The organism is Thermoactinomyces sp. CICC 10523, assembly GCF_016055105.1.
GTDB lineage: Bacteria > Bacillota > Bacilli > Thermoactinomycetales > Thermoactinomycetaceae > Thermoactinomyces_A > Thermoactinomyces_A daqus.
The window spans coordinates 99,390-121,882 of the sequence record NZ_JAECVX010000011.1; the positions used below are offsets into that span (position 1 = coordinate 99,390).

Below are 22,493 nucleotides of genomic sequence, written 5' to 3' on the forward strand. Positions count from 1 at the left end.
CCTTATCCGATGAAATAACGCCGGCCACTAACCCATTGCAAACAATTGATTATAAAAAGCAAGATAAAGGAAGCAATCAAGACCACTGAAGCAATCGCAGTAGCTCCTGCATAGTCATACTGCTCCAGCTTGGTCACGATGAGCAGAGGGGTCACCTCTGTCACCATTGGCATATTGCCGGAAATAAAAATTACGGAACCGTATTCTCCCAAAGCCCGGGCAAAAGCGAGGGCAAAGCCGGTCAGGAGTGCGGGCAACAACGGAGGAAACAACACCCTGACAAAGGTTTGCAGCCGGCTGGCCCCGAGCGAAAAAGCAGCCTCCTCCAACTGATGATCCAAGTCCTGTAAAACGGGCTGGATCGTTCGCACCACAAACGGAAAGCCGATAAAAGTTAAAGCAACTATGACACCAAGCGGAGTAAAAGCCACTTTGATCCCCAAGGGAGCCAAAAACTTGCCGATCCATCCGTTGTCGGAATAGACCGAAGTCAGAGCGATCCCGGCAACAGCTGTAGGCAGCGCAAACGGCAGATCGACAATCCCGTCCACCAGCCGTTTTCCGATAAAATCATAACGAACCAAAACCCAGGCGATCAGCGTCCCGAATACGGCATTGATGACGGAAGCGACAAAGGATGCGCCAAAGGTGAGCCGGTAAGAAGCGATGACTCGCGGATCGGTCACCACATCCCAATACTCTTTCCAAGATAAACTGGCCGTCTTGTAAAAGATCAGCGAGAGCGGAATCAGTACGATCAGACTCAGGTAAACCAGGGTATAGCCCATAGTCAGGCCAAATCCGGGAATGATGCTCTTTTTTGCCAACCTTTTCGCCATGAAACCTCCCCCTTCACTTTCTCAGCAAACCGGTCATTTTTTCTGATAGATCTGATCAAAGATGCCTCCGTCGGCAAAGTGGGTTTTCTGCGCTTTTTCCCAACCGCCGAATACCTCATCGATGGTGAACAAATCGATTTTCGGAAACTGGCTTGCGTATTTTGCCGCAACTTTCGGCGAACGCGGACGATAAAAATGTTTGGCGGCGATCTCCTGCCCCTCATCCGAATACAAATAGTCCAGATAAGCTTGTGCCACCTTGCGCGTTCCGTGCCGGTCCACGACTTTGTCGACAACCGCTACCGGCGGTTCCGCCAAAATGCTTTGCGAGGGATACACAATTTCAAATTTGTCTTTGCCAAACTCTTTCTGCGACAGCAGTGCTTCGTTTTCCCAAGCCAACAGCACATCACCGATTCCCCGCTCCACAAACGTCGTCGTCGCCCCACGCGCACCCGAATCCAGGACAGGGACATTCCGATATAATCTGGTCACAAAATCTCTTGCTTTCGCCTGATTTCCCTTATTCTTTTTCAGTGCATAACCCCATGCGGCCAAATAGTTCCACCTTGCTCCGCCCGAAGTTTTGGGATTGGGGGTAATGACGGATATCCCCGGTTTGACCAAGTCATCCCAATCCTTGATTCCTTTCGGGTTTCCCTTTCTCACCAGAAAGACAATCGCCGAAGTGTAGGGCGAGCTGTTCTCCGGCAGCCTCTTTTGCCAGTCTTGGCTGATCAGGCCCTTCTCGGCGATCGCATCGATATCATAAGAGAGGGCCAAAGTGACCACATCTGCATCCAATCCGTCCTGAACTGACCGCGATTGTTGCCCCGAACCGCCATGCGACTGTTTGATCGTCACCGTTTCCCCCGTCTTTTTCTTCCAATACGCGGCAAATTGCCGGTTGAAGTCCTGATAAAATTCACGGGTCGGATCATATGAAACATTCAAAAGCTCCACTTCGTTCTTCCCGGATCCGGAGGAAGGGCCGCATCCCGAAATCCCTGCCACCAAACTGAGCGAAACCAGTAACATCAATAACCTTTTCATCCGTTTTTCTCCTCTCCATTCAAAAAATAAAAAAGCTCCAATAAACCTGCCTGTGCATGGCAAGATTACTGGAGCCTTCGGTTGTCCGATCGGCGCAATATTTGATTATGGAAATGATTCTTGAGTGTCAGCCTCTTATTTTTTCTGTGCGGTCAATCTGAACAATCCTGGAATCATGAACGGTTATCAATACAGATCCGTATTTCAGCCCTTCCAATGCCCGAATAATGCGCTCAATCCACTGTTCGTCAATCCCGTATGGATGATCAGACAAGAAGATCCCCTCCATCCATAAAGGAAACCCATCCGCCTTGGAGAATAGAAACAGTCAGATTGGGCTGCATCCTTCGATCTTTATAATCTCAAGTATGTTAGTCGAGATTATGGCGACAGGATCCCATTTAATTCAATCAACAAATATAGAATATTTTATATAATATTATTCCCCAAAATCATACTTGTCAATCATAAAATGCGACCTTGATAACCGGCTTTTCTTCCTATTCGTTCTGCGGCAACAAAGTGCCGAATTCATCATCGTAGAGTCCGCTCTTGCGAAGCCAGATATAATCCAGTTCACCTTTGTCGTTGAAGAAAAAGTCCGCTTTTTTGTCATTCAGTTTGTAGGAGACAAACTTCCCGTCAAGAATGTCAAAGGAGCTTTTGTCACGATCCGGTTTTCCAAACACCCGCTCAATGTTCTCTTTGGTGATCGGAAGAGGTTGTTCCGTTTCTCTGACGCTGATCGATGTCAACCGGTCCTTGAAAAATTTGAGCTGTATTTCCCTGTCTTTAAACCGAAAGCCCAGCCCTTTCTCCTGGTCACTCACTATACGGGAAGACACATTGTTTTCATAATCACCACAGGTGCCCGCTGCCACTTGTTGCAGGGAAGTGCCCAACGGCCCGCAATCGTAGTTGCCCAGGTCCCCCCGGCTGATCCACTGCTTCAGCTGTTTCGCCGCCGACAATCCACCCTCGGGGCTGATCCGTTTGTCGCTGCCCACCGGATGGGCGGCTGTTACAAACTGGGTGCGCGGTCTGCCGTCATAAGGGAAGTTGCTGGTGGTTTCTAATGTGAACCTGTCCAATTTATTGGTTTTCGAGCTGTACGAGAAGGTTACGTGATAAGAGTTCAAATTATATTGATAATACGTCTCAAGATCCGACATATCCGATTTTCCTTCATTGGTTTCGGAGGGGGGCCCAAAAACGCGTTTGACCTCGCTGATCAGCAACGACTCGTTTTTCCGCGCCTGGATCATGATGCTTTTCAACTTTTCATTTTGAAAATCAAGCCCAATCAACTTGCTGTTTCCATCGAGATAGAACAGGCTCGAATTGGAACCGTCAATCTCATAAACATCCGTCCGCTTAACCGGTTTTCCGCAACGGTTTATCACTTCCTGAATCGCAGTCCCGATCGGGCCGCATCGGTAGTCCGGCAGATTGCCGCTGGCGGCCAGCCTTTTGATCGTTTCGGTATAGGTCTCTTTCTTCTTCCCGGCAAACAAATGACGCACCCAGGCATTGGTTTCATCCTCGTAAGCACTGAGCAGAATGGTCATGATGAGCGGGATGAGGATGACGCTGAAAATAAAGGACATCATTTTATACATCTTTCGTTTTGAACGTACGCTGAGGAAAGGCTTGGGTTTGCTTCCCGACAAATCTCCGGCAATGTGCGGTTCTTCCTGGTTTGTCATTTTGGCTTCAACTTTTTCACGATTCCCATCCATTCTTTGTCTGTGCACTCCTTATTTTTTTGAATTCTCTACTTATGAGAACAAGCTCATTTTACCAAATGAGAAAAAGAAGTGAACACAGAACAATCCAACATTCCGGGCAGGGCCATTACCCGTTCGCACGCTTTTTGATCCGTTCCCACCAGTCCCGGTTGTCCAGATACCATTGAATGGTTTGCCTGAGGCCATCTTCGAGAGTATACCTTGGCTTCCAGCCCAATTCTCTTTGGATCTTGGCCGAATGGATCGCATAGCGCCGGTCATGGCCCAACCGGTCTTCGACAAATCGGATCAATTCCTCTGATTTCCCGAGAACCTTCAAAATCAGTTTTACAATTTCAAGATTGGTTCTCTCATTATTTCCGCCGATGTTATAAACTTCTCCGTCCTTGCCCCGATGGATCACCCTGTCAAGGGCCGCACAATGGTCTTCCACATGCAGCCAGTCGCGCACATGGAGGCCGTCCCCGTAAACGGGCAATTCCTGATCCTCGAGGGCATGGGTAATCATCAGCGGAATCAATTTCTCCGGAAACTGGTAGGGGCCGTAGTTATTGGAACAACGGGTGATGTTTACCGGCAAATCAAACGTTTCATGATAAGCGCGAACCAACAGATCCGCACTTGCTTTGCTGGCCGAGTACGGACTGTTGGGAGCCAGCCCTGTCTCTTCGGTAAAAACGCCGGTTTCGCCGAGTGAGCCATACACTTCATCGGTAGATACTTGCAGGAATTTTTTTACTTTATGTTTTCTTGCCGCCTCCAAAAGGACGTGCGTCCCGACGATATTGGTTTTAACAAAAATATCCGGATTTTTGATACTGCGATCCACATGCGACTCCGCCGCGCAGTTGACAATCACCTCCACCCCGTTCCCCACAAGCGACTCCACCAGATTTCTGTCGCCAATGTCCCCTTTGACAAAGCGATAGTTGGCATGTGTCTCCACGTCTTGCAAATTCTCCCGATTCCCGGCGTAAGTCAACAGATCGAGATTGATGATCTCATATTCCGGATACCGGTTCGCCATATAGCGGATAAAGTTGCTCCCAATAAAGCCGGCTCCCCCGGTCACCAGCAATTTCATGTTGCTTCCTCCTGTCCGTTGTGGATTTTCTTGCGCCCGATCACCGAGAGCAGATACTGCCCATATTCGTTTTTCTGCATCGGTTCTGCCAATCTCCGCAAATCTTTGTCGCGAATATAGCCCATGTGGTAAGCGATCTCCTCCAGACATGCCACCTTCAGACCCTGACGTTTCTCGATCGTCTCGATAAATTGGGAAGCTTGCAAAAGGGTTTCATGCGTTCCCGTATCCAGCCAGGCAAACCCTCGCCCCATCAATTCCACGTGCAGGGCTCCCATATCCAGGTAGACTTTGTTCACATCGGTTATCTCCAACTCTCCCCGGGCGGATGGTTTTATCTGTTTGGCAATCTCCACCACATCATTATCGTAAAAATAAAAACCGGTGATAGCATAATTAGATTTCGGATTAGCAGGCTTTTCTTCAATTGAAATCACCCTGTTCGCTTCATCAAATTCTACCACACCGAAGCGCTGCGGGTCTCTGACGTTGTAGCCAAAAATGGTGGCCCCCTTCTTCCTCGCCGCCACTCTTCGCAGAATGGGCGTCAGACCATGACCGTAGAAAATGTTATCCCCCAGGATAAGCGCCACCCGGTCACGGCCGATAAATTCTTCCCCGATGAGAAAAGCCTGGGCGATCCCATCAGGTGAAGGTTGAATCGCATACGACAAGCGGATGCCGAGATCGGCTCCATCCCCCAATAATTGTTGAATCAGCGGAGTATCCTGCGGGGTGGAGATGATCAGGATATCCCTGATCCCGGCCAACATCAGGACGGACAATGGATAGTAGATCATCGGTTTATCGTAGACGGGCAACAGTTGCTTGCAAATCACCTTGGTCAACGGATAGAGACGGGTTCCAGTGCCGCCCGCCAGAACAATCCCTTTCATGCACATCCTCCTCTCTCAAGGCTCCGGGGCAGGCCCCGCATTCAAAAATAGACTCCCAAGTTTCCTGAAGAAACCAGGGAGTCTGCTTCGGCGGATAGAGGCTGCATGATGCCAAGACCGGCTGTGCTTCCCGCTTGATCAATCTTTCTTCCCCACCGCCATATACAGCTGGCGAATAACCGAATGATGTTCATCCCGGATCATTTTTCTCCAACCGAGGGAAATTTGCCCCAGCACTTTACTGGATAAAAAGCCGTCCTGAACCAGCTTATACGGGATCCCGATCCCCTCCGATCTGAAAAACATCTCATCCCCCAGAAGCGCGCTGTGGGCACTGATGATTTCAAATTCCACATCGGTAAAACCGCCTTCTTTCAGGATGCGCGGGAGTTCTCTCCCGATTTTCGGATTGCCTCCCTCAGCCGCACGCGCCTTGCAATAAGCATCGTAAAGCTCGCGCAAACCGGAAACCGGCGGATAGGTCATGATGTGCATTTCAAAATCATTGTCGATGACGATCACTTTCCCTCCCGGCTTTACGATTCGGTAAATTTCCCGAACGGCCTCGAGAGGGTCAGGCAAATGCTCCAGCACCAATCTGGCAATGGCAAAATCAAACGAATCATCCTCCAGCCCGGTATCCGTGATCGAGCCTTCAATCACCTGCCACCTGTCCAACTTTTGTTTTGCCAAATAATTACCGGCATACTCGACCAGGAGCGGATCGATCTCCACGGCCGTCACCTCGGCTCCCGGAATATGTACCAACAGTTTTTCCACAAGAAAACCGGGGCCCGATCCCAACTCCACAATTGAACCGGCTTGATCCAGACCGAACTCCTGGTAATGTTTCCATTCACTTTGCCAAAACAAGTCGACCTGCGCCTTTAAGCGATTGATCTCAGCCTCCACATTATTGGCAATCGTTTTGATATGATAGGAACCGGATGGATTCAATGATTTCACTTCCTCACTCTGGGGATTCACGGCTGAAGCAACCGGGCATACAACATTTCCAAAGCCTTTTGATGACCGGTGAACGGGGAGAGCAGGCTGAAAACATGAAGATCCCGTTTTGTCCGGAAGTGAGCATTTGCCAGGTTGGCCAAGGTACCTGAAGGTCCCAAATCAATAAAAGTCACTCCATGGGCGACCGCTTCATTTAAAGCCTCGCCAAACCGAATCGGTTGTCTTAAAACATCCCAAAAATAATTCGCTGTCAAATGAGGCATCCGCCTTCCGGTCACTGAAGAATAGAACGGAATGCGCGGAGGCCGGAACGTAACTTGCCACAAACGCTCCCGCACCGCTTCTCCCGCGGCATCAATATGCGCAGAATGAAACGGGACGGTCACGGGAAGACGCAGGTGCGTGATATCCTTCATTCGCAGATATCTCTCAACCACATCCAGCCCCTCTTCATTTCCCGCCAGCACAAAATGGGACTGATGATTCACCGCAGCCAACTGCGCATGATGGTGAATGACAGGTACCTCATCATAGAGTGCCGGCGAAGCCAGAACTGCGATCATCCCCCCGGGCGGAGAGAGCGCCTTGAGCAGACGGGCTTGATCGAACAGACAGCGCAAACCGTCTTCCGCATCCAGCGCGCCGGCGACCACGGCGGCAGCATATTCCCCCATGCTGGAACCGATCACCGCCTGAGGCCGGATCCCTTTCGACATCAGCATGTGGGCCGTCGCCACCTCAACCATGAAAATGGCCGGATGGGTATAGAACAAATCAACAAACTCATCGCTTTTGGAGCGACGTTCATCATAGAGATACCGGATCAGGGAGTTGCCCGAAAGCTCTTGAAAAACGGCATCCAACCGGTTCATCTGTTCCCGGAATTCAGGTTCGTGGTCATAAAACGCTTTTCCCATATGAAAGTATTGCGAACCCTGACCGGAAAACATAAAAACCATTTTATCCCTCATGATTTCATCCCTGAAGATTCCATGACCGTCATCTTCCACCCTTTTTTCCATGAACCAAAAAGATAGTAGAACAGACTGCAGGCAGCCAGCGCGACAAAACTGGCCAGGATGGCCAACCATACACCGTTCACCTTAAAACCAGCTTGTGTAAGGAATGCTGCGGCCGGCACCCTGACCACAACGAGGGAAGCGAGAGAAAAAAGAGTAATGATCCCGCTTTTCCCCACCCCGGTGATAATGCCGTTGCACACGTATAAAACGCTGAAGAGCAAATAACTGAGACTGACGATTCGGAAATATCCGATTCCGATGCTCACAATGTTCGGATCATTGATAAACAGCTCCATGATGAAATGAGGAGCGAAAAAACAGAGCAGAGAAATGAGCAGAACGACGGGAAGGTTGACGATCAGTCCCCGGCGGAAGAGATTTGGGATCTCCGAAAACCTGCCCGCTTGCAATGTTTTTCCGGTGAGCACCGAAATCGCAATCATCACTGCGATCGAAGGCATGGCGGCGATGGAGTCGATCCTGCTGGTCACATAAAAAACCGCAATTGCATCGCTGCCAAAGGGATTGACAAAAAACAGGATACAGGCATAGCCCAAAGCCAGCATCAACTGCTGCATAAAGACCGGCATCCCCGCAGGCAAGAAGGCGGCCATTAATTTACCGTTGAATTTCCAACCGGTCGGCCTGGTAAGGAGACCTTTTACCCGGCGCCGGATGTACCACAAGCTGACGATGATGGCGATGACGGAAACGATCAGCGCAGCAATGGCAACCCCGTTTAATCCCCATTTCGGAAACGGACCGGTTCCTTCGATAAACAAGGGAACCAGAACCAGATTGCCCACGATGGAAACCGCCACGAACAGCATCCGGGCAACGACATTTCCGACACCCCTGAGCATGGAAACGGTGAGGAAGGACAGGTACATAACGGCAAAACCGAGCATCATGATCCGCAGATAGCCGCCCGCCAGCCCGATGACAGATTCAGGGGTTCCAAACAAGGCAAGCAGCGATCGGGAAGAAAAATATCCCCCTGCGGTCATGATGACGACCAGACAAACACCGAAAGACCAGGACAGGTTCACATAGGTCTGCATCTTTTCCTTATTTTTGGCTTGAAAATGCTGCAAAATCGGGGTTGTGGCGACTCTGGCCGCTCCGCCGGCGATGGCTGCGAAAGCCAGGATGATCGGAAAACAGGCTCCGATGGCCGCTACCGCCAACCCTCCCAGTAGATGGCCCACCCAGATGACGTGGATGATGCTGTCAGCCATCATCAGCGCGCTCTCAATAAAAACCGGCAGGGCAATTTGCATGATCAGCCTCTTGCTCACAATATCACTCCGCTTTCATCTGAGAAGTTAAGATTCGCTGCTGCCCGCTACACCGGTCGGTTCGGACTGAACGGCAGTCGTCCCTATTTTCATTTGATTTTGAATTTGTTTCAGATTCGCAACCACGCATCCGAAGGTAATTGCTGCCGCACAGAAGTCGGAAATCGGCCCGGAAATCAGCACTCCTTCAACCCCCAAAAACCTCGGCAGAATGAGCAGGGCCGGAACCAGAATGAAAACTTGCCGGGTTAAGCTTAACAGGATCGCCTGTTTGGCCTTGCCGAGAGACTGAAAATATCCCGAACCGACGATGGACAGGCCGATCAGCGGGGTAAAGAGGAGGTACGTGACCAGCGCATGGCTGCCGAAAGAAATCAATTGCCGGCTTTCGCTGTTGAAAATGGCAACGATGTACTCCGGCAGGAAATAAACGAAGAGCGAGGCGACACTGGCAATTACCGTGGAAATAATCAACGCCGTTTTCAATGTGCTCTTCACGCGCTCAAAATTTTTGGCACCATAGTTATAGCCGATAATCGGCTGGATCCCGAGGCTGATCCCCCATACGGGCAGCATAATGAATGTTTGCACGGCATTGACGACGTTCATGCCTGCGATCGCCGTATTTCCGCCGTAACGGAGCAACACATTGTTAATGATGACAAACAACACGCTGCTCGCCAATTGGGTGATGAAGGAGCCGACACCCACAGCCAGAATTTTCCCGACCAGCCTGCCATCAAGCCGCATATTTTTGGCGCGGATTTTCAAGAGGCTCTTGCTCAGAAAAAAATGCGATAAAACCCACAGCGCCGAAACCAGCTGAGAGATGGCCGTGGCCAGCGCTGCACCTTGCATCCCCCAGCCAAAGCCGAAAATGAAAAGAGGAGCCAATATCACGTTCAGCACCGACCCGATCAACAGCGTAAACATCGCTTTCTTGGGGTTTCCTTCCGCTCTGATAAAGTTGTTCATGCCCGAGCCGACAATCATGAAGATGCTGGCCAACAAAATGATCCAAATATAATCGGCCGCCGGCTTCAGCACTTCCGGGCTCGCGCCAAATGCTTTCAAAATCGGATTCAGAAAGATCAGACAGGGAACGGTAAAAAGAATCGAGACAATGATAAGCAAGGTTAAAGCGTTCCCCATCACTTTCTCAGCTTCAGCGGTGTTCTTCTCTCCCAGGCGAATGGAAGTGAGTGCGGTCGCTCCGGTTCCGATCAGGGTGGAAAAAGCCATGATGGTCATCATGATGGGAAAGGAAACGGCAATCCCGGCAATCCCCAGGTCACCGATCCCGTTTCCGATAAACACCCGGTCAATAATGTTATAGAAGGCGCCGACAAACAAGCCGACAATCATGGGCAAGGAGTAGCTGATCAGTAATTTTATGGTATTTTCTTCACTCAACGCGTTGGTTTTGTTCATGCGCATTTCCTCCAAAACTCAATGATTTCTGCTTAAAACCGGTCTAAAAGGGCCGGCATCTCAATAAAACCGGATTTCCTCATAATCGATATCACTGATCAGGTTGCCAATGGCATTGATTCGGTCATCACTCAATTTTTGCATAAACTCAACGTAATGCATTTTCCATTCGCTCTCGTCGTCTTTTCCGGCAGCCACGATCGATTGAAAATCGAGAAAATCGGCGCGCAGCTCCTCATAAAATACGATTTTTGCGAAAATCGCCAGTTCCATGTCGCCAAAAGTGGCAAAGAGCGCTTCATATTCATCTCCATACAAACAACCGGAATCAAGCAGATCCAAATAGTCATGCAGGGAAGAAAAATAATCCCTGATCAGTTGCACTTTTTCTTCTTTTGTTTCGAGCCGCATCATTTCGTCCAGCAATCGGCGCAAGCGGACGTCGCTCATTCGATCCGCTTCGTTCAGCAAGAGCACAATCGATTTCGTCTTTACTTCTTTTTCTCTGATGATGACGGTTTCCAAGCTGTCATGGTTTGCAGCGTTGATCACTCGCTGAATCAAATTGTTCCGGCACTGGTTCATATAGTCTGTGAGCGGAGGATCGGTTTTCATCTCGTGCTGCAGCCGCTCCATCGCCTGATGAATGGCGGCGGCGATCTGTGAGGCATTCAGCCGGCTGAACATCCGTTGCAACCGGTTGTACTGATTGGCGGAAATTCTGATTTGACCGGCATCCCCCCCTGATAAAATCGAAAAGATGGCATTATTCAATACCAACTCAAAGATGTTGAACAATTCTATCCGGTAATCAAACCTGCACACTTTTCCATAGTCGGTCAGCAGATCCAGCAAGTCCCTCCGGTCGAATCTGCGGCAAAATCGCGTCTCCATTTGCAGGCGTTCCAGATACTGCCGGATATAAAAGACGCCCTGAAGGCGCATGTCATCGACCGCCAAAGGATAATCGATGCTGGCCATGGTATTGTGGGCATCAAAAACAATGCCGTACTTTTTCATAAAGATCGGCAACGATTCATCGATCGTCATATTGTAGGCATCGACGGGCACATCCAATTTGTTTTTCTTTACTTCCTGATAGAGCTGCTTCGTTTCTTCAAATAACCGGCGCAACAATTCCAATCCTTGTTCGTAGATGTTGCGGATATTGCCTGTTTTCAGCTCGGTGACTGCCTGATCCGGGTTGATGAATTGAAGGGTATAGGCATCAACAGCGTAGAGGAGGGAGGCCATGATACTTTCTGCCGTTTCAGAGGTCACGGAAGAACTTTCACCCTGCGTATAGCGCCGGATCAAATCCTGCAGAATGCCCATCAATCCGGCCTGGATGCGATATACCTCCTGACCGGTGAGCAATCCGGCACGAAGTCCTTCATTCAAAAGGGATATCGTATATTGATTCCGCCGGAGATTCGCTTTTTTTATCTTGCTGCGCGAAACAAGACCGGATCTCTCTTTGTCGTTTTCAAACTCCAAACCTAATCCTCCCCCTCAAATAAAGACTCACGCAGCGATTCGCTTCGGAAATTCTCGGCAAACTCCTCCAGTCTGCTTTTTAAAAGTTCCACCGAACCCGCACACTCACCGTCAAACATCTCCTTCATCATGCTGATCAGTTTGAAATCGCCGATTTTGTCTTCCGTTTCATTTCGCAAATAATAGAAGATCTCGTGCAGTTCCGTAAGTGTTGCCGCGTAATTGTCTTCATGGATATACGGTGATTCGGAAAATATCTCGATCAATTCCTTCGTCACTTCAATGCCCAGTTCCACCCGGCCGTAATCGCGCAACACCTTGTTTCTGGCGACCATCATGTTTTTTACTTCATCGGGAGTCAAGATCAAACCAAATTCTTTTGTCTTCTCATTGAGTTCCAGAATTTCGGTCATATACTTTTCCTGAACCGAGATATTGATTGCGTTGAATATACGGGATAAATACATGAGCTTCCCTTCCTCTCTGAAAGCACGACTTCCCGCCTTTTGCCCCCTTTCATCGGAAACGAATTTGCTCAAAAAGCATCATGTCTTGCAGATACAACCCGGGATCAAACTCAGGCAAAATCGGGAGGGAAACGGAAACTGCTGACCGACCATTCGAAACCCCGGGAATCAAGGGGGGACACCGCGGCCCAACCCTCAGCACAATTTCACAAAAACGGTTGACTTTTCTTTTTGTTTATGTTATATTAGGGTTGGGATAATTTATTATTTATTTTGATATCCCATTTTACCTTATTTCCCTCTTTCATGTCAAATGTTTTTCGGTCGTTCAATTATCTGATTATTTCAACATATATTTTTGTTTTGCCCGTCCCCTGACATCCTTGGCGCCAGACCGGTTGTCAGGGGTTTCGTATGGAAAAGCCGATCTCCGTCAGCCTATGTTTCGCTCTTTTTTAAAGGCCATTATCTCCTCGACCGCTTTCTTGCAGCCCCCCGCTTCCTCAAACCAACGCTTGATTTTCCCGAGATTCACCCGATACTCCGGCGCGGTTGACACCAGATCCAGCGCCTGACGGAGGATTTCCGGCGTCAGCGTATCCTTGTCCAGAGTGATTGAAGCTCCCAGACTGGCAAATCTGCCGGCCATATACGGCTGGTCGCCGCCGATCGGGATCACGACAAAGGGGATTTGCTGATAGACCAGATCGCTCGTTGTGTTCAATCCCCCGTGCGTGACAGCCACATCCGTATATTTCAGAATTTCCCGTTGCGGCACATAGTGTCTTACAATGAAGTTGTCCGGGATCGCGAACCGGGAAACATCGGTATTGTAGGCTGCAATCACGACCACCGTTTCCAAGTCTTCCTTGAAAGCGTTGAAAAATACATCGTAAAGATTCGGATTTGCATTGTTAAAAGCCGTTCCCAACGAAATGAATACCACCTTTTTGCCCTCAAGTCTGTCAAAAGGAAAATCGATCTTTTCCTCCAAAACACTTTCGGGTCCGCCGATAAAACGAAAACTTGGATCATAATCCTCATGCCTTGTCACAAATTCTTTCGCCGTATAAGCAATGTTCAGATCGCCATAATGGGTGATCATCCCGGTCAGCTGCGGCATCTCCACTCCATAGTTTTCTTTCAGCCGATTGACCATTTTCCTGTACTCGCCGAGAGCCGGGTGATCCTGCATCACTTCCATGCCGACCGTGTTTTCGTTTTGCGGAGCCAATTCCTCCGGTCTGGCAAAAACGGCATGGGAGCAGATCACCGGTACCTTCAAAATTTGTGAAATGATATTGCCGACCGGATACATCGAATCGTAGATCATGTAATCGATGGTTTCCTCTTTGATTTCCTCCAGAATATGCTGAACCACTTTTTCCGTGGATAATAACATGCGCAGAGCGATGTCAAACAACTGTTTGTTCTTGTCGATCCGGGGATTGCCTTTCGGAAGTTTGGCCCCATCCCCCAAGCTTTTGAATATCGCGCCGGTCCTGGCGATTTTTTCCCGAAAATCATCGGTGCAAAAGTAAATCACCTTTTCTCCACGGTTGCTTAACTCCGCGACCAGGCCCAATGTCGGATTGACATGGCCATGTGAAGGGCCGTTTAAAAAAAGAACGGTTGACATGGTTTCTTCTCCCTCTCTTTCCCAATTCTGTCCGGCTTGAACGGGCAATCTCTTTATCCCCGGGAATTGAGCAGCCGGTTCAATTCCGTCCGAAGATACCGGATCCCCTGTCTGGCCGCCTCTTTGCAGTTGTGTTCCCCTTCATATTCAAAAGCCAGATAGCCGTCATAGCCTTGCTCCAGCATTTTCCGAAACAGCGACCGGTAATCGATGATCCCCTGGCCATGTACGGCCGGCTTCAAATATCGGCCGTCCGCACACAGGGTCCCGCTTTCGTCCGCAGTAACCTGCCAGTCCTTGAGATGAGCATTGACCATCACTTTTCCCAACCTCTCACAGGCTTCAAGCGGGTCATCCCCGGCCACCAGCATGTTTCCACAGTCCAGTGTCAGTTTGAGTCCGGGCACTTGCCGGAGAATCGTTTCGATCTCAGCCAGACTGCAAAAAGGCACTCTGAGGTCGGGGTAGTTCTCGATGGTGACGGTGATTTGCTTCGATTGGGCATAAGCGGTAATCTCCTGCAACGCCTGGATTATTTTCGGGAGCACGCTCAGCTTTTCCGCCTCACTTTGAATCTGATCGGCAAACGCGGGAACGAGCATGACCATGGGTGCGGAGAGCTCCTCCGCCTGATCGACAATCCGCTTGCCCAATGCGATGTTTTCCGCATAGACATCCTCTTTGCCGGCAGCCAGATCAACGAAGGCATCGATACAGGAAATTTTCATCCCGTATTTGTCCAGCAGACCGGTAATCTCCCCCGCCGGCCGGCTGAAATCAAACATCAGCAACTCAATCGCCTCAAACCCCTCATCGGCGGCAAACCTGACCACATCCTCCAGCTTCATTTCCCCTGTTCTCATGAGGGGCACCAGCGAATAGGTCATCAGGCTGAATTTCATCTTCTTCCATCCTTTCATCGCTTTTAGCGGTCTGTCCGAACAGCGTCCGTCCCCGCATACAACGCTTCGCAAACTTTGCCGATATCCGCCTGGGCCGCGGGTTCAAACAGCATGGTCATATGGCTGGAGGAAGAGGCGTCCAACAGCTTGAACCGGGGAAACAGCTGCTCCCAACCGCTCCAGTAACATTCATGGTCGATGGCAATTTGATCAGAGGCGGTTGTCAGATAGGGCTGGAGTTCACCGAAAAACAGGCCGCTCTGATTGCGAAAATAGTAGCAGCTCACCCCGGAAGGGTCCGGCAGGGGCAACAGCGGGTATTGATCCAGCTGAAACGCCTCCTGTACGCGGAGATTCTGCTGAAACAACCTCAACAATTCCTCTTCTGTCTTGGCCAGAGACAATCCGCGCTCTCTTCCCAACCGGATCAGTTGCCGCAAAAATTCCTCTTCGTCTCCTGGAAATCCGGCTTCTTCCTGATGAATGAGCTTTTCCCTGACGGATGGCCAATCCCGGCGCGTCCGGTTGAGCAGAGTCATATTGACTGCCTGCAACGCTCTCGTCCGGTTGCTTAAACGGACTTTTTCCCAAGCGGAACGGTCCAGGGTATCCAGCATGACAATGCTGTGAACCTCCTGCCCGGCTTCCTGCAGTTGACGCGCCACTTCATAGGCGAGCACGCCCCCCAGCGAATAGCCGCCCAAATCATAGGGACCTTCGGGCTGCCGGGAGCGAATGATGGAAAGGTAGTAGGAAGCCATCGCCTCAATTCCTCTGATCGGCGCATCCTCCGTCATATGCCCACGCGCCTGAATCCCGTAAAAGGGCCGCCCGCTCTTCTGCGCAATTGTCTGATACCCCTCCAGGCCTCCCCCCTCTCCGTGCAGCCAAAAAACGGGGCGCCCGGAAAAACGCGCATTCAGATGCCTGATTTCCGGAAAGGAAGGCGGGCCGGAGAGAGGCTCAAAAGCCGGCAACATTTTTTCCAAAACCTCCGGTTTCCCAACCAGGGTTTTCTCCTGAAGCTCCCACTCCCTTTCCACCACCTCGGACAAACGCGCTTTCAGCGGAGCAGCCATATGTTTTTTCAACAGGATCAGGGCTTCCCTCGGTTTCTCCGCCAACTCCCTGGCCAGCTCCAAGGCATAAGGGAGAACCTCTCGCTGCGGCAAAATCGGAATGCCCACTCCTCTCGCCGCCAATTCCGACCCCCTGAAGTTTTTGCCGGTAAACAAAATCTCCTGCGCCAACGGGTTTCCCAATTTTTCAGGCAAGATCAAAGTCGCCCCGTCCCCGGGGGTAAATCCGTACTTCATGTGATTGCAGGCATATGTGCTTTCCCGGCTCATGATGACAAAGTCGCAAAACAGCCCCAGACACCATCCCCCGCCAAGCCCGTGTCCCTGCATCGCCGCGATGACAGGGATTTCACACTCCAGAGCCAGGCTGTAAAGATGGAGATCGGTCATTTTGGCCTTTCCCTCATACAGAGCCAACAGGCCTTCCCGGCTGCCCCCGCAGGCAAAATAGCGGTCATAGCCGGTCAGGATGACCACCTTGAAGTCGGGCCGGGAGCGAATCGCGGCAAAGGCTTCCATCAGCCCCGTGATCAACTCCGTGGAAAAGGTATTTTTATAGATTCGGTCCTGCATCGTCACTTGCACAATCCCCGGTGCAATCTCACCCCAGTCCACTGCCGGCAGCCGGGTTTGCAGCTCATTTCCCTTGCCGCCAGGACCATCACTTTCCGCAGCGGAATCCTCTCTGCTCCGCTGCCTTTTATCCAAAAATTCCGCCAGTTTGACATAGGCGGTTTCCGGGCTGATTTCACCGGCTTGCAGCGCGCGAAACAGTTCCTTTGTATTCATACCGGCCATTCACCCCCGTCATTTCCCGAACAGCGCATTGATTCGCTCTCTCACCTCTGGCTGGTGAAACGTCTTTTCATGCATCATCACTTCCCGCTCCACAATCGACGGCAGTTCTTCGCGAATCGGGGCAACCAGATGGTCTTTGAGCAGGATGAGGGAATACCTCGGCTTTTCGGCAATCTGACGCGCCAATTCCAGGGCATGGCCAAGAACCTCCGCTCTGGGCAGAACGGGGAAAGGAATCCCCCGTTTTTCCAATTCCGCCCCCCGGTACGTTCCGGAGTTGATCAACAGCTCTTCAGTCAGGCTGATTCCCAGTTTCCTCGGCAAAATGCAAGTTGCGCCCATCCCGGGGGTAAACCCGTATTTCATAAAATTGGTCGTATAGACGCTTTCCCTGCTCAAAATCACAAAGTCGGCAAACAAGCCCATGATAAAGCCACCGCCGATGCCGTGCCCTTGCATCGCTGCAATGACAGGGATTTTGCAGTCCAGCGCCAGGCTGTAAACATTCTTGTCGGTAAATTTCTCCCTGCCTTCATGGATCGCCAGCAGCCCCTCCCGGGTTCCGCCCGAAGCGAAGTAACTGTCATATCCGGTTAAAACCACAACTTTGTAGACATTGCTCGCCTCAATGACGGCGAAGGCTTCAAGCAAACCGTCAATTAACTCCTTTGAGAACGTATTTTTATGAACCCGGTCCTCCATGGTCAAAAGCACGATCTCCGGCTCGATTTCCTGAAAGTGAACAACCGATGCCATCGCCCGCTCGCTCCTTTCTTTAGCAAAATGGGTTCATTCCTCCCAGGGAAACTTTCCCGTTTCGATGTACCGATAGATTCCGGTCAGATTTTGCGGGTCTGAGAACATTTCCAAATTGGCCTTGACGGCGATCGGCTTTGCCTGCGCCAGGGGCTCGCTAATCCTCTGCATGTAGCGCTTGTACTTCACTACCGCACTTTTTGATAAAGGTTTCAGCCGCAGCAAATGCTTGCGGAGCAAAGAGCGGCTGTCATCGTCACAAGCGTCGACCAGTCCCCAGGATGCGGCTTGTTCGGCCGAGATCGCCTTGGTCATGACCGTCATGTAATTGGCTTTGGCCGTGCCGGTGCGGCGAATGAGAAACGGAAGCACCGCCGCGGGAAACACGCCGAACAACAGCTCCGACAGGCTGAATTGCGCCGTCCGTTCAGCCAGGACAATATCGCTGGCGGCGACAAATCCGATCCCTCCCGCATTCACTTTTCCCCTCACGTGTGAAATGGTCAGGAGAGGGCCGGTTGCCAGGCGCATCCACAGATCATATAAGCGCCCGGGATTGCGTTCACTCTGTCTGCCGTTTGCCATCCGGTCATGCATCTCCTGAAAGTCGGCCCCAAAACAAAAAACGTCCGGCAGCCCTTCCATGACCAGGATTTTGGCTGATTCCTCATACCGGTCAAGCACGTGATGGCATTCCTCCACCATGCGGTCATTGATCGTGTTGTTCGCCTCCGGACGATAAAACTGCAAAAAACAAATCTGCTGCTGCTCCCTCACCTTCACCGTTTGATACTCCATCATAACCACCGATACTCCCGATGAAATTCACGAATCTCCTCCAAAACCAAACGGTTTTTTCCACGGGTCGCGTCCAATGCCCCCGGGATGAAGTCAAGATCGAGCTTCACGTTGCGCGTTCCGAATTTCACTGCATGGCTGCCGAGCAATAATTGTTCATATTCCTCCATCGACAAACGGTAGCGATTATTCAGCTGCTCTTCCACTTGAAAGCGGCGCAGCCTTTCCTGCCCCTGAGGTGTCACGACCCCGCTGTAAAATTCCGAGCAGCAGCCCGAGCCGTAGGAGAAACAGCCGATGCGTTTCGGCGTATCAAAGTTCCCTTGGTCGATCGTGCTCAGCAAAGATAAAAGAACGCTGCCCCCCATGATATTCCCGACGCGCTGGCAGTACCTCAGCCCCGGCAACACCCTCCGCTCAAAATCAGCCTCAATCTCCTGCGGCTTGGCCTTCACCAGTTTCCGCATCATGGTGCGGTGCGCTCCTTTGACCATCCCGCCGAACGGCGTGTGAAAGCAGAGATATTGGAACGTTTGCCGGTAGTCGACATCGGCGACGCGTTTTTGGTATTCCAAAAAGGTTTGTTCGCAGCAATCGAGGTAAGACAGCAAAGACAGGTCGGCATTTCCAGCTTCACTGTCCGGGATCGGTCGGCAGGTATCCATCACCTCATAGCCGTAATAGCCGTTCGCCCCGACATCCACCTGAAACAGGTAAGGGGTTTCGCTAATCAACAGGGCAACTGCTCCCGCTCCGCCGCTGGGCTCCGCATAAGACCAGTCCTGGGTCAGCGCCTCGCCCCCTTCCGCAACCAAAAAACGCGAGATGTCACTGGCGATTACCAGCGCTTTAGCACCGGGAGAGGTTTGGGACAAGATGAAATTGACGGCCATTTGCAAACCGGCAGTCCCGGAGTAACAGGCTTGTTTCAATTCAAACAGGCGGCAGTTTCGGCTCAGCCCCAAATAGTGGTGAATGTAAGTACTGATCGATTTGCCAAAGTCGATCCCCGACTCGGAGCAGGTGATCAGAAGTTCGATCCGCTCTTTTTCCTCTTCGGATAAAGCGTCGACAATCGGTTTGGCCGCATTTACTCCACAGGTCACCGGGTCTTCAAAGGGAAGTGCTACGGCTTTTTCTTTCATCAATAAATTTTCAAAGCGGGTTTCATCCAATGCCCGATGCTGAGCCAGTTCCATGACGTCCAGGTAAGCGGTTCCGCCAAAAACATTCATTGCCTCAATTCCGACAGCAACCATGTGCTGATCCCCTCCCGAAGATTACATTTCTTTTTTCAAACAAATCGCGGTATTGATGCCACCGAAGCCGATGCTCAAACTCAAGGCATGGGTGATATCGGCCGGAAGCGCCTCGCCCCGCACCCAGGGGAATGATTCGTCAATCGGTTCTTGCAGATTGCGGGTGGGATGAAGCCGTGATTCCTTCATCTGCAAGAGGGTGGCGATGATTTCCACGATCCCCGCTGCGCTGAGGCCGTGGCCGGTGACCGATTTGGTCGCATTGATGCGGGCATGCGCAAGACCGCATTCAGCCAATGCCCGCAGCTCCGTCTCATCCCCGATGCGTGAACCGGTTCCATGCGGATTGATGTAATCGATCTCTTCCGGAGCGAGTCCGGCCTGCCCCAATGCTTTGCGAATGACGCGGACCTCGCCTTCAAAGGAAGGATTGGGATTGCGATTTCCATCCATCCCCCACGCCCATCCCGAAATGCGGGCATACGGTTTGACTCCGCGTCTTCGAGCCGTTTCCGCCCGTTCGATCACCACGGCTCCGCAGTTTTCCCCATAAATAAAGCCGTCCCGGTTCTTGTCAAAAGGGCGGCAGGCCAAATCAGGCCGGTTCGCATAGCGGTCAGAACCCATCGCCCCCAAAGAGCGAAAGGCCTGACACTCCATATGGGAAAGATCGGTCAAGACCCCGAGGGCGATGCAAATATCGACCTGACCCGAGAGTACCGCCTGGCAGGCCTGGATTACCGCCAATTGCCCGCTCGCCGATGCACCGCCGACGGTACAAGCGAATCCCCGGATGCCAAACTGTTCCGTGCAAAGCGCACAAATATCGCTGTCCATAAAGGAAAGCGCGTAAGCCGGAGAGATAAAATGCGGCTTGTCACGGTAAGCTTCAAAGGTTTGAAGCAATTCCCGCTGCTGAAAGTTGGACCCGCCCGCAATCAGTCCGATCCGGGCGGAATCGGCCTCATCCAACTTCGCCTCCCGCCATGCTTCCTCAAGGGTGATCAAGGCCACATGGGCGGAATAGGATGCCGTTCGCAGCAGTTTTTTGGAAAGGCGATCCGGATAGGAAAGTTCCGCGATCTCCGCGCCGATAAAGGAAGTCCCCTTCTGCCGGCCCGGCCGTTTCATGATTCCGAAGGCATGCTCCCCCCGCATCAGGGCAGATGTAAAGGCGGCTTTACCCTGACCGATGGCGGAAGTGATGCCTGCCCCAGTGATTTGCAAATCAGACGGGCTGTAGCTCATTTTGTGATGCCTCCCCGGTGCAATAGTTGCTCGGCCTCTTCAATGTCGATATCGCCTGCCTGAACCCGGCGTATGAATTCCTCCAGGTTTAACCCGGCCGGCTCCTGCTTCGCTTCTTTTCCCGCATCAGACAGTTTCTCTTTCAGATATGCGGCAAACCGGCGCAGGTTCGAATATTCATAGATGTTGTTGGCGGTAAGCGAGATCCCGTAGCGCTTGTTCACCGCCTGGATCCACTCCACACCAATGATGGAGTCCAGTCCCAGATCAATCAGCTCCGCATCTATATCCACCTCTTCTCTGTCCATGGAAAGTGATTCCGCCAAACTGGAGACCAAAAATTCCAGTACGTCTTCCCCGGAGACAGATGAGAGGGAAACAGCCGGATGGGTTTCCTCCGTTTTTGCGGCAGGCTGCAATTCGGGCGGAAGCGGAACCAGGGAAGCTGCGGAAAGCCCGGCCGGCTCCTGTCCGTTCATCTCCTGTGCCAAAAAGACGGCAAAGCGGCGGAGATCAGGATATTCATAGATGATGTTGGCAGTAAGCTCCACCCCATACCGTCTGTTCACGGACTGAATCCATTCCACTCCGACAATCGAGTCCATCCCCAGCTCAATAAACGGCGTTTCCGCATCCAGCTCGGCCCGGTCCATGACCAGGACATCCGCCAGCATTGCTGCCAGTTCTTCCTCAATGCTCTCTCCGGCTGCCTCCGCTCCTGCGGCCAAAGAATCTGTTTTTTCTGCAGTTAAAGGCGACAGGACAATCCGCCCCGGTTTCGGTTTGGGCTGATGGTTTCCGATCACGGCAGGCATGTCCGGCAACGTGCGCTTCCCGGGAACGGAAACCTTTGGTGGTTGAGACGCCTCCGGGTGAACAACGGGATCGCGCAAAACCATCGGAGTCAAAACCGGCGGTGTCCCCTGCTCGGTGCTGCTCGTCCCATGCTCTTTTCCGGGTACCCAGTAAGTGTTTCTGGCAAAAGGGTAAGTCGGCAGATGCAGGCGGTGCGGATCTGTTCCGGCAAACAACAGCTCCCATTCCGGCTCATAGCCCTGACAGTAAAACTCGGCCAAGGCCAAAAGGGTTTCCTGGTACTGCACAGGATCTTCACGCAAACCGACGCTTTGTTTGAGCAGATCACGCACATACGTTTGAATCGCTTTTTGGCCGGTAAACCGGTTCGGTACCTGACCGTGAACGATATGCGGCATTTTCTCTTGACCGGCCGCTTGTTTCAATGCATAAATGGCATCCTCTCTGCCCTGTACGACCACGGCACAGCGATGGCGGAAATGCTGGCGTCCGTTCAAAAGAGTGTAACTGAGAGGCAATAAATCTTCTTCCCTCCACTCTTCCTTCTCCAGAAAAGCGATCATGTCGCTGATCTTCGCTTCCAGCGCCTCCCGGGTCTTGGCGGACAGAGCGAGCAAGTAATAAGGAAGACGGTGTCGTGCCGCACTCCTTTCTTCCGGATAGCTCTCCAGCACCAGATGGACATTGGTTCCGCTCATCCCGAAGGCGCTCACGGCCCCCAGTCTCCGCTTCCCTTCCTTGTCCTTCCACGGCCGGTTCGTTTTATTTACATAAAACGGGCTGCCCTTCCAGCGAATGTATTCATTTTCCTGCTCACAATGGAGGCTGCCCGGGATGGTCTCATGGCGCATCGCCTGCACCAGGCTGATCAGACTGACCAGACCGGAGGCGGCA

At 51.5% G+C, this 22,493-nt stretch carries 20 protein-coding genes and 1 pseudogene; all 21 read right to left on the bottom strand.

Annotated elements, in window-relative coordinates; genetic code table 11:
• Positions 1-2 precede the first annotated feature (2 nt).
• On the bottom strand, positions 3-839 hold the full coding sequence (cysT, locus tag I8U19_RS13625) for a sulfate ABC transporter permease subunit CysT (RefSeq protein WP_033101221.1): 837 nt from the start codon (positions 837-839) through the stop codon (positions 3-5).
• A 33-nt stretch (positions 840-872) separates the two neighbouring features.
• Positions 873-1,892, bottom strand: coding sequence for a sulfate ABC transporter substrate-binding protein (locus I8U19_RS13630; RefSeq protein WP_198056175.1), 1,020 nt, complete (start codon positions 1,890-1,892; stop codon positions 873-875).
• A 127-nt stretch (positions 1,893-2,019) separates the two neighbouring features.
• A complete protein-coding gene (locus I8U19_RS13635; protein ID WP_370589277.1) occupies positions 2,020-2,166 on the bottom strand; it encodes a YezD family protein in 147 nt (48 codons plus the stop codon).
• Between the two features lie 226 nt (positions 2,167-2,392).
• The gene (locus I8U19_RS13640; protein ID WP_033101219.1) at positions 2,393-3,631 is read right to left on the bottom strand and encodes a DUF4309 domain-containing protein; all 1,239 of its coding nucleotides are present in this window, start codon (positions 3,629-3,631) and stop codon (positions 2,393-2,395) included.
• Between the two features lie 115 nt (positions 3,632-3,746).
• On the bottom strand, positions 3,747-4,724 hold the full coding sequence (gene rfbB / locus I8U19_RS13645) for a dTDP-glucose 4,6-dehydratase (RefSeq protein WP_198056176.1): 978 nt from the start codon (positions 4,722-4,724) through the stop codon (positions 3,747-3,749).
• Positions 4,721-5,620 (bottom strand): glucose-1-phosphate thymidylyltransferase RfbA, encoded by a 900-nt coding sequence (gene rfbA, locus I8U19_RS13650; RefSeq protein ID WP_033101218.1) that lies wholly within the window; start codon positions 5,618-5,620, stop codon positions 4,721-4,723. The genes rfbB and rfbA overlap by 4 nt, the downstream gene beginning before the upstream one ends.
• A gap of 138 nt (positions 5,621-5,758) precedes the next feature.
• The gene (locus I8U19_RS13655) at positions 5,759-6,586 is read right to left on the bottom strand and encodes a methyltransferase domain-containing protein (RefSeq protein ID WP_235281664.1); all 828 of its coding nucleotides are present in this window, start codon (positions 6,584-6,586) and stop codon (positions 5,759-5,761) included.
• 17 nt (positions 6,587-6,603) lie between these two features.
• Complete coding sequence (locus tag I8U19_RS13660; RefSeq protein WP_198056177.1) at positions 6,604-7,548, bottom strand: acyltransferase domain-containing protein; 945 nt, start codon at positions 7,546-7,548, stop codon at positions 6,604-6,606.
• Positions 7,549-7,556: 8 nt separating this feature from the next.
• The gene (locus tag I8U19_RS13665) at positions 7,557-8,909 is read right to left on the bottom strand and encodes an MATE family efflux transporter (RefSeq protein ID WP_198056178.1); all 1,353 of its coding nucleotides are present in this window, start codon (positions 8,907-8,909) and stop codon (positions 7,557-7,559) included.
• Between the two features lie 27 nt (positions 8,910-8,936).
• Complete coding sequence (locus I8U19_RS13670) at positions 8,937-10,340, bottom strand: MATE family efflux transporter (protein ID WP_198056179.1); 1,404 nt, start codon at positions 10,338-10,340, stop codon at positions 8,937-8,939.
• 60 nt (positions 10,341-10,400) lie between these two features.
• Entirely contained in the window at positions 10,401-11,837 is a 1,437-nt protein-coding gene (locus I8U19_RS13675) for a DUF6179 domain-containing protein (protein ID WP_033101215.1), read from the bottom strand.
• A gap of 2 nt (positions 11,838-11,839) precedes the next feature.
• Positions 11,840-12,304: a DUF6323 family protein gene (locus I8U19_RS13680; RefSeq protein WP_033101214.1), complete on the bottom strand. Its 465-nt coding sequence runs from the start codon at positions 12,302-12,304 to the stop codon at positions 11,840-11,842.
• A gap of 433 nt (positions 12,305-12,737) precedes the next feature.
• Positions 12,738-13,943, bottom strand: a complete 1,206-nt coding sequence (locus I8U19_RS13685; RefSeq protein WP_198056180.1) for a macrolide family glycosyltransferase — start codon at positions 13,941-13,943, stop codon at positions 12,738-12,740.
• Positions 13,944-13,996: 53 nt separating this feature from the next.
• Positions 13,997-14,845, bottom strand: coding sequence for a sugar phosphate isomerase/epimerase family protein (locus tag I8U19_RS13690; protein ID WP_198056181.1), 849 nt, complete (start codon positions 14,843-14,845; stop codon positions 13,997-13,999).
• 23 nt (positions 14,846-14,868) lie between these two features.
• Positions 14,869-15,825, bottom strand: coding sequence for a thioesterase domain-containing protein (locus I8U19_RS17705; RefSeq protein WP_370589781.1), 957 nt, complete (start codon positions 15,823-15,825; stop codon positions 14,869-14,871).
• Positions 15,823-16,548 (bottom strand): annotated as a pseudogene (locus I8U19_RS17710) (polyketide synthase); the annotation flags it as partial. The pseudogene I8U19_RS17710 and the gene I8U19_RS17705, both read right to left, overlap by 3 nt.
• A 183-nt stretch (positions 16,549-16,731) precedes the next feature.
• Positions 16,732-17,478, bottom strand: coding sequence for a polyketide synthase (locus tag I8U19_RS13700; protein WP_198056183.1), 747 nt, complete (start codon positions 17,476-17,478; stop codon positions 16,732-16,734).
• A 33-nt stretch (positions 17,479-17,511) separates the two neighbouring features.
• Positions 17,512-18,276 carry an enoyl-CoA hydratase/isomerase gene (locus tag I8U19_RS13705; protein WP_198056191.1) on the bottom strand — a complete coding sequence of 255 codons (765 nt, stop codon included), beginning with the start codon at positions 18,274-18,276 and terminating at the stop codon, positions 17,512-17,514.
• Positions 18,276-19,535, bottom strand: coding sequence for a hydroxymethylglutaryl-CoA synthase family protein (locus I8U19_RS13710; RefSeq protein ID WP_198056184.1), 1,260 nt, complete (start codon positions 19,533-19,535; stop codon positions 18,276-18,278). The genes I8U19_RS13705 and I8U19_RS13710 overlap by 1 nt, the downstream gene beginning before the upstream one ends.
• A gap of 21 nt (positions 19,536-19,556) precedes the next feature.
• Complete coding sequence (locus I8U19_RS13715) at positions 19,557-20,783, bottom strand: beta-ketoacyl synthase N-terminal-like domain-containing protein (RefSeq protein ID WP_198056185.1); 1,227 nt, start codon at positions 20,781-20,783, stop codon at positions 19,557-19,559.
• Positions 20,780-22,493 (bottom strand): acyl carrier protein (locus tag I8U19_RS13720; RefSeq protein ID WP_232337275.1); only part of this gene is annotated, 1,714 nt, incomplete at its 5' end. The genes I8U19_RS13715 and I8U19_RS13720, both read right to left, overlap by 4 nt.

Excerpts from the sequence above, each read along its gene's own strand:
- cysT (WP_033101221.1), bottom strand. The coding sequence starts at position 839 with ATGGCGAAAAGGTTGGCAAAAAAGAGCATCATTCCCGGATTTGGCCTG.
- I8U19_RS13640 (WP_033101219.1), bottom strand. The coding sequence starts at position 3,631 with ATGGATGGGAATCGTGAAAAAGTTGAAGCCAAAATGACAAACCAGGAA.
- I8U19_RS13660 (WP_198056177.1), bottom strand. The coding sequence starts at position 7,548 with ATGGTTTTTATGTTTTCCGGTCAGGGTTCGCAATACTTTCATATGGGA.
- I8U19_RS13705 (WP_198056191.1), bottom strand. The coding sequence starts at position 18,276 with ATGGAGTATCAAACGGTGAAGGTGAGGGAGCAGCAGCAGATTTGTTTT.
- rfbA (WP_033101218.1), bottom strand. The coding sequence starts at position 5,620 with ATGAAAGGGATTGTTCTGGCGGGCGGCACTGGAACCCGTCTCTATCCG.
- I8U19_RS13715 (WP_198056185.1), bottom strand. The coding sequence starts at position 20,783 with ATGAGCTACAGCCCGTCTGATTTGCAAATCACTGGGGCAGGCATCACT.
- I8U19_RS13710 (WP_198056184.1), bottom strand. The coding sequence starts at position 19,535 with ATGGTTGCTGTCGGAATTGAGGCAATGAATGTTTTTGGCGGAACCGCT.
- I8U19_RS13690 (WP_198056181.1), bottom strand. The coding sequence starts at position 14,845 with ATGAAATTCAGCCTGATGACCTATTCGCTGGTGCCCCTCATGAGAACA.
- I8U19_RS13670 (WP_198056179.1), bottom strand. The coding sequence starts at position 10,340 with ATGAACAAAACCAACGCGTTGAGTGAAGAAAATACCATAAAATTACTG.
- I8U19_RS13680 (WP_033101214.1), bottom strand. The coding sequence starts at position 12,304 with ATGTATTTATCCCGTATATTCAACGCAATCAATATCTCGGTTCAGGAA.
- rfbB (WP_198056176.1), bottom strand. The coding sequence starts at position 4,724 with ATGAAATTGCTGGTGACCGGGGGAGCCGGCTTTATTGGGAGCAACTTT.
- I8U19_RS13685 (WP_198056180.1), bottom strand. The coding sequence starts at position 13,943 with ATGTCAACCGTTCTTTTTTTAAACGGCCCTTCACATGGCCATGTCAAT.
- I8U19_RS13630 (WP_198056175.1), bottom strand. The coding sequence starts at position 1,892 with ATGAAAAGGTTATTGATGTTACTGGTTTCGCTCAGTTTGGTGGCAGGG.
- I8U19_RS17705 (WP_370589781.1), bottom strand. The coding sequence starts at position 15,825 with ATGTTGCCGGCTTTTGAGCCTCTCTCCGGCCCGCCTTCCTTTCCGGAA.
- I8U19_RS13700 (WP_198056183.1), bottom strand. The coding sequence starts at position 17,478 with ATGGCATCGGTTGTTCACTTTCAGGAAATCGAGCCGGAGATCGTGCTT.